The organism is Pseudomonas monachiensis, assembly GCF_047345015.1.
Classification (GTDB): Bacteria; Pseudomonadota; Gammaproteobacteria; order Pseudomonadales; family Pseudomonadaceae; genus Aquipseudomonas; species Aquipseudomonas monachiensis.
The window spans coordinates 3,933,249-3,945,768 of sequence record NZ_CP178857.1 but is presented as its reverse complement, the minus strand read 5'-3'; the positions used below and the strand labels follow the sequence as shown (position 1 = coordinate 3,945,768).

At 58.4% G+C, this 12,520-nt stretch carries 11 protein-coding genes and 1 pseudogene; 1 reads left to right on the top strand and 11 read right to left on the bottom strand.

Annotated elements, in window-relative coordinates:
* Nucleotides 1–15: 15 nt before the first annotated feature.
* Nucleotides 16–359 (top strand): annotated as a pseudogene (locus ACMDB8_RS17800) (aldo/keto reductase); the annotation flags it as partial.
* Nucleotides 360–859: 500 nt separating this feature from the next.
* On the opposite strand, the gene ACMDB8_RS17795 reads toward ACMDB8_RS17800, so the two are convergent.
* From ACMDB8_RS17795 to nuoI, 11 genes are all read right to left on the bottom strand, one after another.
* Nucleotides 860–2,185, bottom strand: coding sequence for an OprD family porin (locus tag ACMDB8_RS17795; RefSeq protein WP_056723858.1), 1,326 nt, complete (start codon nucleotides 2,183–2,185; stop codon nucleotides 860–862).
* 295 nt (nucleotides 2,186–2,480) lie between these two features.
* Nucleotides 2,481–3,359, bottom strand: a complete 879-nt coding sequence (locus ACMDB8_RS17790; RefSeq protein ID WP_056723856.1) for an alpha/beta fold hydrolase — start codon at nucleotides 3,357–3,359, stop codon at nucleotides 2,481–2,483.
* Nucleotides 3,356–4,315 (bottom strand): class I SAM-dependent methyltransferase, encoded by a 960-nt coding sequence (locus tag ACMDB8_RS17785; protein WP_056723854.1) that lies wholly within the window; start codon nucleotides 4,313–4,315, stop codon nucleotides 3,356–3,358. Before ACMDB8_RS17785 ends, ACMDB8_RS17790 begins: the two co-directional genes overlap by 4 nt.
* The gene (locus ACMDB8_RS17780) at nucleotides 4,312–5,547 is read right to left on the bottom strand and encodes a YcaO-like family protein (protein ID WP_056723852.1); all 1,236 of its coding nucleotides are present in this window, start codon (nucleotides 5,545–5,547) and stop codon (nucleotides 4,312–4,314) included. Before ACMDB8_RS17780 ends, ACMDB8_RS17785 begins: the two co-directional genes overlap by 4 nt.
* Before the next feature lie 46 nt (nucleotides 5,548–5,593).
* The gene (locus ACMDB8_RS17775; RefSeq protein WP_177336466.1) at nucleotides 5,594–5,734 is read right to left on the bottom strand and encodes a hypothetical protein; all 141 of its coding nucleotides are present in this window, start codon (nucleotides 5,732–5,734) and stop codon (nucleotides 5,594–5,596) included.
* A 512-nt stretch (nucleotides 5,735–6,246) separates the two neighbouring features.
* Complete coding sequence (gene nuoN / locus ACMDB8_RS17770; protein ID WP_056723848.1) at nucleotides 6,247–7,710, bottom strand: NADH-quinone oxidoreductase subunit NuoN; 1,464 nt, start codon at nucleotides 7,708–7,710, stop codon at nucleotides 6,247–6,249.
* 7 nt (nucleotides 7,711–7,717) lie between these two features.
* Nucleotides 7,718–9,250, bottom strand: coding sequence for an NADH-quinone oxidoreductase subunit M (nuoM, locus tag ACMDB8_RS17765; RefSeq protein ID WP_056723846.1), 1,533 nt, complete (start codon nucleotides 9,248–9,250; stop codon nucleotides 7,718–7,720).
* Nucleotides 9,251–9,289: 39 nt separating this feature from the next.
* A complete protein-coding gene (nuoL, locus tag ACMDB8_RS17760) occupies nucleotides 9,290–11,143 on the bottom strand; it encodes an NADH-quinone oxidoreductase subunit L (protein WP_056723844.1) in 1,854 nt (617 codons plus the stop codon).
* Nucleotides 11,140–11,448, bottom strand: a complete 309-nt coding sequence (gene nuoK / locus ACMDB8_RS17755) for an NADH-quinone oxidoreductase subunit NuoK (RefSeq protein ID WP_007946416.1) — start codon at nucleotides 11,446–11,448, stop codon at nucleotides 11,140–11,142. Before nuoK ends, nuoL begins: the two co-directional genes overlap by 4 nt.
* 2 nt (nucleotides 11,449–11,450) lie before the next feature.
* On the bottom strand, nucleotides 11,451–11,954 hold the full coding sequence (gene nuoJ, locus ACMDB8_RS17750) for an NADH-quinone oxidoreductase subunit J (RefSeq protein WP_053161453.1): 504 nt from the start codon (nucleotides 11,952–11,954) through the stop codon (nucleotides 11,451–11,453).
* A 9-nt stretch (nucleotides 11,955–11,963) separates the two neighbouring features.
* Nucleotides 11,964–12,509, bottom strand: a complete 546-nt coding sequence (nuoI, locus tag ACMDB8_RS17745; RefSeq protein WP_015094374.1) for an NADH-quinone oxidoreductase subunit NuoI — start codon at nucleotides 12,507–12,509, stop codon at nucleotides 11,964–11,966.
* Nucleotides 12,510–12,520 lie beyond the last annotated feature (11 nt).

The following is a 12,520-nucleotide window of genomic DNA, read 5'->3' as shown; positions in this document are numbered from 1 at the left end:
TGTTTATTTCAGGAAAAAAGCCCGGATGATATCGCGGCCGACGATTATCGTCGTTTCAGCCCGCGCTTCCAGGGCGAAAACTTCGCGAAAAACCTGCTGCTGGTGCAACAGGTACAAGCGCTGGCGGCAGAAAAAGGCGTGACGGCGGGCCAACTGGCGCTGGCGTGGGTGCTGGCCCAGGGTGACTACCTGATTCCGATTCCGGGCACCAAGCAACGTAAATACCTGGAAGAAAACGTGGCCGCACTGGAGGTGACGCTGAGTGGCGAAGAACTGCACGCGCTGGAAGCGATCTTTGCGGCCAATGCCACCGCAGGCCTGCGTTTCCGGAAGAAGTCATGAAACTGCTCGACCGCTAAGGGTTGCCGGCCCGTTCGATGAACCGGGCGGGCCGGGCAACACCGCGTCAGGCCTTGGCCGGCAGACCATTTCCCGATCGCAAAAGCAAGATCAAAAGATCGCAGCCTTCGGCAGCTCCTACAGGGGAACGCGTACACCACCATACAACGAGGTCGAGCGTTAGCTCGCCTCGCGGTGCTGTTGCGGTGCACGCCCCTCGAGAGGCCGAGCGCAGGTTCTGCGCAGTGGGCAAAAGCGTTTGGTTACTTGGCGCTTTTCCAGGTAACCCGCTGTAAAAGCGGAACCATAGGAGGCCGTTACCGCAGAAATGGATATGTACACCACCAATAAAATACTCCAGCCAGGAGGCCGCCATCGCCAGCAAGCCGTCTCCTACAGGTATCGGTGTTCCCCGGAATTGCGTGAAGAACCAAAAAAAGGCGTCCCGAAGGACGCCAAAAGATTCACCTTTTACCAAAGGAGCAAGGAGCTTCTAAAGGTGAATAGGGGCAGTGCCAGGTTAGAGAACGGCCAACGGATACTCGACAATCAGCCGGACTTCATCCAGGTCCGATTCGAACGCTGTGGCGCGGGTAGTGGCCTGGCGCAGGCGCAGCGACAGATCTTTCAGCGAGCCGGTCTGCACCACGTATTTGACTTCGATGTCGCGCTCCCAACGTTTCTGATCGGTCAAAGGGTTGCCATCGGCATCGCGGCGCATGTACACCGAGTTGGCGTTGGAATAGTCGGCTTCGCTGCCACGGGCGTAACGGGTCATGAACGACAGGCCCGGAACGCCGTAGGTGGTCATGTCGAGGTCGTAGCGCGCCATCCAGGAGCGCTCCTTGGGCGCGTTGAAATCGCTGTACTGGATGGAGTTGTCGAGGAAGATCGAATCGGACTGACGCAGATAATCGAAGTCGTCGTTGCCGTTGTTTTGCTGGTGCGACAGCGCAATGGAGTGCGCTCCCAGTTTTACACCCACCCGACCGCTCCAGATATTGTTGTCGAACTCGCCGAGTAGTTGTTTCCCTTCGTCTACCGCCTTGTAATAGTTCAGACCACCAAACAGCGACAGGTCGTCCGTCAGCGGGTAAGTCCATGCGGTACCTGCGTAGTACTGATTCCAGACATCCTTGAGGCGGCTGGAGTACAGGCTGAAGCTGAGGTTTTTGTTCAGTTCATAGTCGCCGCCAAAGTAGGCGATCCAGGGTGAATTGACCGGGCCGCCATAGAAGGTCTCGAAATTCTCGTTCATGTCGCTGGAAACCGGCTGGCTCATCGCGTGCAGGCGTCCACCCTGTACCGTCAACCCGTCGATGCTGCTGTTGGTCGCGGTGATGCCCTGGAAGCTTTCGGGCAACAGCCTGGAATCTCCCGCTGCGACGACCGGGGTGGACGGGAACACATCGCCGACTTTTATCTCCGTGTCGAAGGCGCGCACTTTGGCGGCGCCACCGATCTTGGTGTATTCGCCCTGCGCCTCGCCGTCACTATTGACTGGCAGCATGTCGAAGGAGCTTCGGCCACCGTTGCGACCGTCGCCGGTATCGAGTTTCACGCCGATCATCGCAAATGCATCGACGCCCACCCCGACGGTGCCTTGGGTGTACCCGGATTCGAATTTGCTGATGATCGCGTGCGCCCAGGTTTCGGAGTATCCATTGCCGGTGGGGCTGGACTGGCCTTTGCGGTAATCACGATTGAAGTAGAAGTTGCGGTTGAGCACCGTCAGGCTGCTGCCCTCGATAAAGCCCTCGGCCTTATCTTGCGCAAACACCATGGACGGTCCGGAGACGACCGCCACCGCTAAAGCGGCCATCGACATTTTTAAATTGTTAACCATTTATCACTCCTGGGGTTCGGCAGAACGGGAACGTGCGTCGGCGTGGGTTTTATTGTTCGACGGAGAAGGCCCGCCGGCATGGTCGCCGAGTGACATCGTTGCAAGCTGCGGATAACGCCAAGGTGATGGGGGAATTACAATTTCGTCATGTGGGCAGGCGGACTCAGTAAGGCAAGGCAAAATCCCCCAAACGCAAAAACGGCACCCGAAGGTGCCGTCTTTTGGTGGTATCTCTTGATCCAGACAAAGCTCAAGAGATCGAGTCCTCCGGGCAGACTGTTCGGCTACCGCTGATTCAGTCTCGGGCAACACGCTTGAGCGCATATCGCACAGCCTTGAGCATGGGGGGGGCGAACGCGTTGTGCCCGGCATACAGCAGTCGGCAATCAAGATTCAAACGCTGTCGTAGCCAGCGCACACTGGCCATGCCGAAGGCGTCCCTGACTCCCTGCATCAGCAAAGTGTTTCTATCCAGGGTCAACTCTTCGTTGGCTGGTGTGAAGCAGTATTGCTGCATGTGGTAATGCAGCTCCAGGCGTATGGCGCGAATGGCTTCGTCGTCGACGAAATCCTCAAGGGTGTTCCGGCCAATAGATTGTCCTGTCTGTTGCAAAAGGGCTTGTAACCATTGAATGGCCGCGTGGCGCTGCTGTAGCGGACAGCCCTCGCAGAGTATCCGGAAGATGTCGCGTAGGGAATGGCTTGCATGGCAGCCAGTGAGTGTCGACAGTCCGTGGTTAAGCATTTGTTCGTAGGCACTGACATTATCGGCGAAAGGCACGAAAACCGAGACCAGTGTGGTTTTCAGCAGGGTGTCGCGATAGCGCTGCTGGTACTGAATTGCCAGCCAGCTGCCCCAGGAAACCCCCAGCAGACTGATTTTTTCGAAGTCCAGATGCTGACGTAACCCATCGATGTCTTCTACTGACAGTCCGCAGGTGTTATCGCGGAGCTCGCCATGGGGGAGGGAGCGTCCACACCCGCGTTGATCGAAGAGAACGACGTCGAAGCACTCCAGGTCGAAAAACTCAAGGTGTTCATGCCGGCAGCGACCGCCTGGGCCGCCGTGGAGGAAAAATACCGGTTCGGCTCCCGGTGTTCCGTGACGCTCCCAATACAGTTGATGGCCGTCGCCGGTTGGGTAGTATCCGTTTGTTTGGAGAGTGCCGGTCATGAAGTCGGGACCAGCAAACGATAGAACTGGAACAGTTCTGTCTGGCCTGAGCGTGCCGCCACGCTGGACAACAAATGCAGGTGGTACTGCTGGGCCAGCCAGGGTACAGGAATCAGAACAGGGGTATGACCGAAGATCAGGAGGTTGCCGCCGGGCTTTACGCAGTGCACCAGGGAGCGGAAAGCGGTGTGAGCGTCGCTGCGGGTCAGAACTTCGGCATTAAGAAATCGAAGGATAAGGACGTCGCATTGAATGCCGCAAATGGCGGCGTCGCTGGAGTCGAGCAGGCGAAATTCGACTGGCGATGTCACGTGGCGGTTTTTTGCATACGCAATCATCGAGGCCGAGCGATCGGATGCCAGAAAGCGATAGTCGGTGAGTTCCCGGGCCAGATGGGATATGAACTCGCCGGTGGAGCAGGCCGGGTCGTAAATTACTTGCCCCTTCATTGGCATTGTCTTGAGCAGTTGGACGCAATGGTCGCGAAAATGCGCTTCGTCTGCGTTCAGTTGTGTGGCGAGGACCTCGTTGCACTGCCAGAACTCGTCAGGACAGACCGCTTCCTGATTCGAGTCGTCACATAACGGAAACGGGAAGTTAACCTCGCTATCAGATAGCGCCAGTGCGGTGTCGAAGGCCTTGGTTTTTTCAGCCAGGGTCGCTGTTCGAAAGTAAATTGATACACCTTCGTTACTCCACTGCCACTGGACGAGAGGCCCAAGCAACATGAAAGGGGTGAGCACACTGCTCAGGTGCAACCGCTGGTGTGCGTCACGTTGCAGGGTCTTTCGGCCAACCCAGTCACGACCTTTCACTCGTAGAAAAAATAGATGATTCAGGCTGGCGCCCGCAGGCTCGACGTAGCAACCCATGGTACCGGATTGGATGACGTGCCTGGCCAGGCCTTGAGCCAATGCCACCTCTCGGTCGGGAGTAACCACCGTTGGAGTATTCATGCGCATGTCGCCTGCCGGTTTTTTTCCAGGCGTCGACCCCGGGACTGGGGGATAACAACATTGCCGCTGGAAACAATGAAAAAGCGCTCCAGACCGGGAATGACTACGTTGACCAGTGTGGTGCCCAAAGCTGTTTGATGAAGAGTAGTTACACCTAATGTCCGTCCGTGACGTTGCAGGTCTTGCAGCAACTGGTCGATTTGCTCGGTCAATGGTCGTTCATCCCACGCGTCGGGCAGCACCACGCTATGTTGGGGAGACAGTAGCGACGGGGTATGGAACTGCGAGCAGCGCAACAGACGGGGAAAGCGCTGTAAATGTCGCTGTGCATTGATCAGGTGTTGCCGATATTGCGACTGCGACTGCGACACGGCGTGATGCAGTTGTACCAGTTCGGTCAGCGCACGCCAGGCACCATGCCGTGGGTCAAGGGAACAACCCGTACCGTACAGGCTGATGTGGGTGTCTGGCGTTGCTGGGAAAGCCAGGAATGTTCGTGCCTGGAATTCATTGCTGATTTCCAGCAACACGATTTCTGCGCCAATCTCCCTTTCGGCATCGGTCCACAAACGGCCGAGGATATCGCTTTGACGCAGGCGTGCAACCCGTCGCTGAGGTGGATGATTTTCATAATAAAAGTGGTTCAGCAAAAATAAAGAAACGGCATCCCGTTCAATGCATTCGTTGGTGGCATGGAGTAATGCTTCGTTGTAACTCGCTCCGATCGCCGTACCACTGTTACTTGAATATCGGCGCAGGGCACAATAGTTGGCATTGTCCTGTTCAAATGCCCGCTCTGGATAACCTGGCAGAGTCAGTGCTATCGGGTAGTGAAAGTGAGTGTCTTGCAAGGGGCATTTATAAGTTCGGCAAGCGATCCGGGTGTCTTTTTGGTCGCAAACAAGCTGCAGTACTGAGTCATCGTTAAAAAGCTTTGTTTCCGTAAAGTATTGCGCAGTTGCAAAGTGAATGTCTTTAGCGCTCAGATCTTCCGTCCAATAGTGCTCGAGGGCTTCATAGAGTGCGCCGATCCGAGCCTGGTCCGGATAGCCTTTGCCGGCGCCACAGATCGGTTCATGCGTGTTGCTACCGAGACTGGCCAACACCGAGACAACTTTACGTCCTAGTGTGCGGATGCTGGGTTCGAGCCCCAAAAAGCGCAGTTCGGCGAGAATGCGCTTTTGTGCCTCGTCCGCTGACAGTTCCCGTTCGGCAATCCTTGTCCTGTCCATTGTTTTTCCTCGTGAGAACGGGGGAACCTGTCCCCCGTTCGTATTGTTACTCGACGTCTTGTTCTACAAGTTCCGCCAATTCAGCTTCGGTCAATTGCAATGCTTCGATCTGCTCAGGCGTAGGTGTTTCCTGTTGCTCGATATCCGTGATTTTGTTGGCATTCCAGCCGCTGACCATATAACCCATTGGGAAGTTTCCTTTGATTAGAAATGGAGTGTGCTGTTTTCAGCACGAGTCGAATCTATAATCAAAGGGGTATTTGGGTCAAAAGTGTGCAGATGTTGCAGTTCTTGGCTGTCGGCGCCGATGAAATATGTACACATCAATTTTGGTTTGTTATTTGTTTTCCAATAGATGTCGCCGCATTTCAAGAGTTGAATGCAGAGAGGCAGGGGCTTGCGTGGGGGCGGATAAACGAAAGTGGATACTTATATATTCGGATTCCCGGTATATCCGGGCGCCGCTTTCCAGGTTTTGTAGTCGTTGTGTGTCGGATCTTTCAGAAAGAGGTGGATCAAAAATGACGCTGGGAGAAACTGGCCGGTTTTCGGCTGGTGCGTATGGTGAGTTTTCCTATAGCGATCGAAAAACTCTCACACATCCGACGGCAGGGGAGGCTCTGAACTATTTTTCAGGCGCCAATGCAAACGGCACCCGAAGGTGCCGTTTGTGTTTTCTACCGAGTGTCGCTTAAGCGATCAACCCACCAGTCCCGATTGCTGAACCAGGTTCAGCAGCGGTTGTGGGTAGACGCCGAGGAAGAACGCGACCAGGGCGATGGCCAGCAGCATCACGCCACCTGCCTTCTGTTCCCAGTGCAGTTGCGCATCGACGCGACGCAGGTTCGGTTCGATCAGGTACAGGGTGACCATCACGCGCAGGTAGTAGAAGACGCCAATGGCGCTGCCCAGTACCAGCGAGCCGACCAGCCACCACTGATGGGACTCGACACCGGTGGCGATGATGTAGAACTTGCCGATGAAGCCCGCGGTCAGCGGGATACCGGCCAGGGACAGCATCATCACGGTCAGGACGGCGGTCAGGTACGGACGGCGCCAGAACAGGCCGCGGTATTCGTACAGGGCGTCCGCGTCACGGCCTTTGTACGGCGAGGACATCAGGGTGATCACACCGAAAGCACCGAGGCTGGTGATCACGTAGGTGACCAGGTACACGCCGATGGCTTCCACGGCCAGGCCCTTGCTCGCCACCAGGGCGATCAGCAGGTAACCGAAGTGGGCGATGGACGAGTAACCCAGCAGACGCTTGAGGTTGCTCTGGGTCAGTGCCAGCAGGTTACCGAACAGGATCGACGCGATGGCAATGATGGTCAGCACGTCGCTCAGGACACCGCTGCTCGCCGCTGGCGAGATCTGGAACAGACGCACCATCACGGCGAACACAGCCACTTTGGAAGCGGTCGCCAGGAACGCTGCGACCGGCGCCGGAGCACCCTCGTAAACGTCCGGAGTCCAGAGGTGGAACGGCACCAGCGACAGCTTGAACGCCAGGCCGATCAGCATCATGCCCAGGCCCAGTTGTGCCAGCGAGCTTGGCAGGCCGGTAGCCGCCAGTGCCTGACCGATGCCGACGAAGCTCAGGGAGCCGGAGTCAGCGTAGAGCAGGGCCATGCCGAACAACAGGAACGCGGAACCGGCCGCCGACAGCACCATGTACTTGATGCCGGCTTCCAGCGAGCGCTTGTTGAAGAAGGCATAAGCCACCAGACCGTAGACCGGTACCGACAGCAGTTCCAGACCGATGAACAACCCGGCCAGGTGCTGCGCGCTGACCAGAACCAGGCCACCGGCGGCGGCCATCAGGATCAGCAGGTACAGTTCTTCACGGTTGCCCGGGTAACCCGTGCCGCCATCGCCGAGGTAGGCGTGGGCGAGGGTGACACAGGCGAGGGTGGCGACCAGGATCAGCGCCATGTACAGACAGGCGAAGCTGTCGATCTGCAGCAAGGGCGTCACGGCCAGGGGCGCGACTTTCAAGGCAGGCAGGATCGACAACAGTGCCAGGTTCAAACCCGCCACGGAAATCAGGAAGGTCTGCGAGTGGTTGCGGCGCCAGGCGATCGCCAGCATCACCACGATGATCGTGGCGCTGGTGATCAACAGCGGCGCTAGCGCGATAAAGTGTTGGGTCGTGAATTCCATAGCGCTCTTACCGGGCCGAAGCGAGTTGAGTGAAGGCGGTGCCGAGCCACTGCTGCACGCCATGCATCGTCGCGGCAGAGGTATCGAGGAACGGTTGTGGGTACACGCCGATGTAGATCAGCAGTGCGGCCAGACCGACCACCATGATCATTTCGCGACCGTCCATGCCATGCAGCACTGCGTCCGATTTGGCCGGGCCGAAGTACGCACGGTGGATCATGATCAGCGAGTAGACCGAACCGAACACCAGGCCGGACGTGGCGATGATGGTCACCCATGGGGCGATCGGGAAGGTGCCGATCAGGATCAGGAACTCACCGACGAAGTTACCGGTACCCGGCAAGCCCAGGGATGCCGCTGCAAAGAACAGGCTGAGGGCCGGCAGGTAAGCGATCTTCGACCACAGGCCACCCATTTCACGCATGTCGCGGGTATGGGTGCGCTCGTACAGCTGACCGGAGAGGATAAAGAGTGCCGCGGCCGACAGACCGTGAGCCAGCATCTGCATCACCGCGCCCTGCAGCGCCAGTTGGCTGCCGGAGTAGATGCCGATCAGTACGAAGCCCATGTGGGAAACGGACGAGAAGGCAATCAGACGCTTGATGTCGGTTTGCGCGAACGCCAGGAACGCACCGTAGAAGATCCCGATCAGGCCCAGGGCCATCGCAAACGGCGCGAACTCGGCCGAAGCATTCGGGAACAGCGGCAGGGCGAAGCGCAGCAGGCCGTAGGCAGCGGTCTTCAGCAAGATACCGGCGAGGTCGACGGAACCTGCGGTCGGCGCCTGGGCGTGAGCATCAGGCAACCAGGAGTGGAACGGCACGACCGGCAGCTTGACCGCGAAGGCGATGAAGAAGCCGAGCATCAGGATGTACTCGGTGGTCATCGACATCTTGGTCTTCAACAGGTCGGCGTAGTTGAAGGTAATCACGCCGGTGTCGTTGAAGTTGACCAGTACCAGGCCCAGGATCGCCACCAGCATGATCAGGCCGGAAGCCTGAGTGAAGATGAAGAACTTGGTCGCCGCGTAGATCCGGGTTTTCTTGCCGTCCGAAGAACTGTGACCCCAGAGCGCGATGAGGAAGTACATCGGCACCAGCATCATTTCCCAGAAGAAGAAGAACATGAACAGGTCGAGGGCGAGGAACACGCCGACGACACCGCCCAGGATCCACATCAGGTTCAGGTGGAAGAAGCCCACGTGACGCTGGATTTCTTTCCACGAGCAGAGTACCGAGAGCACACCCAGCAGACCGGTCAGCATGATCATCAACAGCGACAGGCCGTCGAGGGCCAGGTGCACGTTGATGCCGAAGCGCTGGATCCAGACTTGCTTGAACTCAAGCGCCCAGGTCGGATCGGCGCCAGGCTTTGGTGCAAATGAATAATCACCGTTGGCCCACAGCCAGAGGCCGAGGGAGAGCAACAGGGACATGGTGATCAGCGCAATCCAGCGGGGGAGGGTGGCGCCGAAGCGCTCACCCATCCAGCACAGCAGGCCGCCGATGAAGGGGATCAGGATTAGCCAAGGCAGAATCATGACGGGTTCGTTTCCTTTCGCAAATTCGCAAGGTTCATATCAGACCGCTACCAGCACGACGGCGCCGATTACCAGCACGGCACCAGCAGCCATCGAGGCGGCGTACCAACGCAGTTGACCGGTCTCGGTACGGCTCAGGGCGGTGTGACCGCCTTTGGCCATGCGCGGGATCAGACCGATGGTCTGGTCGAGCGGGTCTTTGCGCAGGATGTGGCTGATCGCCAGGTACGGCTTGACGAACAGTTTGTCGTAGATCCAGTCGAAGCCCCAGGCAGCGAACCACCAGGCCGAGAGGAAACGGCCGATGCCGCTGTTGGCGACGGCGGTGACGAAGCGACGCTTGCCGAGGAACAGCAGCGCGGCCAGCAGGATACCGGCCAGGGCGATGGCGCCCGAGGCGATTTCCAGGCTGTGCTTGGCTTCGCCGCCGGCATGGCCGACGCTTTGCGGCAGCACGCCGTGCAGCGGTGGAACGATCATCGCGCCGATGAAGGTCGACAATACGATCAGCACCGACAGTGGCAGCCAGTGCGCAATGCCATGACCGGCGTGGGCTTCGGTCTTCACTTCACCGTGGAACGCGATGAAGATCAGGCGGAAGGTGTACAGCGAAGTCATGAACGCACCGACCAGACCGGCGTAGAGCAGACCGTTGTTGCCGCTGGCGAAGGCTTCCCAGAGGATTTCGTCCTTGGAGTAGAAGCCTGCGGTTACCAGTGGCAAGGCCGCCAGGGCCGCGCCGCCGACGATGAAGCTGGCGTAGGCCAGTGGCAGTTTCTTCCACAGACCACCCATCTTGAAGATGTTCTGCTCGTGGTGGCAGGCAACGATCACCGCACCGGACGCAAGGAACAGCAGGGCCTTGAAGAAGGCGTGGGTCATCAGGTGGAAGATCGCGCCGTCCCAGGCACCAACGCCCAGGGCCAGGAACATGTAGCCGATCTGGCTCATGGTCGAATAGGCGAGGATACGCTTGATGTCGGTCTGGACCAGGGCTGCGAAACCAGCCAGTACCAGAGTCACACCGCCAACGATGCCCACCAGATGCAGGATTTCCGGCGCCAGGGTGAACAAGCCGTGGGTACGGGCGATCAGGTAGACGCCCGCGGTCACCATGGTTGCAGCGTGGATCAGTGCCGAAACCGGAGTCGGGCCGGCCATCGCGTCCGCCAGCCAGGTTTGCAGCGGCAACTGCGCGGATTTACCGACAGCGCCACCGAGCAGCATCAGGGTGGCCATGACCATCCAGAAGTCGCCGGACTGGAATTTCTGTGGAGCCAGCACCAGCAGTTCCTGAACGTTCAGCGTGCCCAGTTGGGCAAACAGAATGAACAGGCCGATGGCCATGAACACATCACCGATACGGGTCACGATGAAGGCCTTGAGTGCGGCGTTACCGTTGTTGCGGTTGCTGTAGTAGAAACCGATCAACAGGTACGAGCACAGGCCCACGCCTTCCCAGCCGAAGTACAGGAACAACAGGTTATCGCCCAGCACCAGGAACAGCATGCTGGCGATAAACAGGTTGGTGTAGGCGAAGAAGCGCGAGTAGCCGTCTTCACCGCGCATGTACCAGGACGCGAACAGGTGGATCAGGAAGCCGACGCCGACGACCACACCGAGCATGGTCAGCGACAGGCCGTCCAGATACAGGGCGAAGTTCGGCGTGAAGCCTTCCACCGCCATCCACTGCCACAACACCTGGGTGTAGTGGCCGCCTTCCGGCGGGGCGACGTTGAATTGCCAGATCACGTAGGCGGTAACGATCGCAGACAGACCGATGGAGCCCACGCCGATCAGCGCGGCCAGGTTTTCCGAAATGCGGCCGCGTGAGAACGACAGCAGCAGGAAACCAATGAGAGGGAATACGAAAGTCAGAAAGAGTAGGTTCATCCGCGCATCTCACTGGCAGCGTCGATATCGAGCGTGTGGAAGCGGCGATACAGTTGCAGCAGGATCGCCAGGCCAATACTGGCCTCGGCGGCTGCGAGGCTGATCACCAGGATGAACATGATCTGTCCATCCGGCTGCGCCCAGCGGCTACCGGCAACGATGAACGCCAGCGCGGAGGCATTCATCATGACCTCCAGGCTCATCAGCACGAAAAGGATGTTGCGGCGGACCATCAGGCCGACCAGACCGAGGCAGAACAGGATGCCGGCGACCGCCAGACCATGCTCCATGGGGATAGCAGGCATCGTCATTGCTCCTTGGCTTCGTTGCGGCCCAAGTGGAACGCCGTGACAGCTGCGGCGAGCAGCAGCATCGAGGCGAGTTCGACCACCAGCAGGTAAGGACCGAACAGGCTGATGCCCACGGCCTTGGCGTCTACGGTGGTGTGGCCGATGGCTTCACCGGTCTGGTGGGAGAACAGCACGTACAGCAGTTCCACCAGCAGCAGCGCGGCGAGGAGGACCGGGCCGCCCCAGATACCGGGCTTGAGCCAGACGCGCTCTTGCTGAACCGAGGCCGGGCCCAGGTTCAGCATCATCACCACGAACACGAACAGCACCATGATGGCGCCAGCGTAGGCGATCACTTCCAGGACACCGGCAAACGGTGCGCCGAGGGCGAAGAACGTCATGGCCACGGCGATCAGCGAAATGATCAGGTAGAGCAGGGCATGCACAGGGTTGGTGTTGGTGATCACGCGAAGCGTGGACACCACAGCGATACCCGATGCGAAATAGAAAGCGAATTCCATCTTTCTTCCTTAAGGCAGCAAGCTCTTCACGTTGATCGGCTGGGCTTCATTCTGCGCGGAGCCTTTCGGCTTCCCGGCAATCGCCATACCTGCAACACGATAGAAGTTGTAATCAGGGTTTTTGCCGGGGCCGGAGATCAGCAGATCTTCTTTCTCGTAAACCAGGTCCTGACGTTTGAACTCGGCCATTTCGAAATCCGGTGTCAGCTGGATCGCGGTGGTCGGGCAGGCTTCCTCGCAGAGGCCGCAGAAAATGCAGCGCGAGAAGTTGATGCGGAAGAAGTCCGGGTACCAGCGACCGTCTTCGGTTTCAGCTTTCTGCAGCGAGATGCAACCGACCGGGCACGCCACGGCGCACAGGTTGCAGGCTACACATCGCTCTTCGCCGTCGGGGTCGCGGGTCAGGACGATACGGCCACGGTAGCGCGGCGGCAGGTAGACCGGTTCTTCCGGGTACTGCAGCGTGTCGCGCTTGCGGAAGGCGTGGCCGAAAATCATCACCAGGCTGCGAAGCTGGGTGTAGAAGCCATGCACGATGTCAAATATGTACTTCATGATTCTCTATC

What these genes read in the sequence shown, in the direction of transcription:
- ACMDB8_RS17795 (WP_056723858.1), bottom strand. Translation starts at nt 2,185, where the DNA reads ATGGTTAACAATTTAAAAATGTCGATGGCCGCTTTAGCGGTGGCGGTC.
- ACMDB8_RS17790 (WP_056723856.1), bottom strand. Translation starts at nt 3,359, where the DNA reads ATGACCGGCACTCTCCAAACAAACGGATACTACCCAACCGGCGACGGC.
- ACMDB8_RS17785 (WP_056723854.1), bottom strand. Translation starts at nt 4,315, where the DNA reads ATGAATACTCCAACGGTGGTTACTCCCGACCGAGAGGTGGCATTGGCT.
- ACMDB8_RS17780 (WP_056723852.1), bottom strand. Translation starts at nt 5,547, where the DNA reads ATGGACAGGACAAGGATTGCCGAACGGGAACTGTCAGCGGACGAGGCA.
- ACMDB8_RS17775 (WP_177336466.1), bottom strand. Translation starts at nt 5,734, where the DNA reads ATGGGTTATATGGTCAGCGGCTGGAATGCCAACAAAATCACGGATATC.
- nuoN (WP_056723848.1), bottom strand. Translation starts at nt 7,710, where the DNA reads ATGGAATTCACGACCCAACACTTTATCGCGCTAGCGCCGCTGTTGATC.
- nuoM (WP_056723846.1), bottom strand. Translation starts at nt 9,250, where the DNA reads ATGATTCTGCCTTGGCTAATCCTGATCCCCTTCATCGGCGGCCTGCTG.
- nuoL (WP_056723844.1), bottom strand. Translation starts at nt 11,143, where the DNA reads ATGAACCTACTCTTTCTGACTTTCGTATTCCCTCTCATTGGTTTCCTG.
- nuoK (WP_007946416.1), bottom strand. Translation starts at nt 11,448, where the DNA reads ATGCCTGCTATCCCCATGGAGCATGGTCTGGCGGTCGCCGGCATCCTG.
- nuoJ (WP_053161453.1), bottom strand. Translation starts at nt 11,954, where the DNA reads ATGGAATTCGCTTTCTATTTCGCATCGGGTATCGCTGTGGTGTCCACG.
- nuoI (WP_015094374.1), bottom strand. Translation starts at nt 12,509, where the DNA reads ATGAAGTACATATTTGACATCGTGCATGGCTTCTACACCCAGCTTCGC.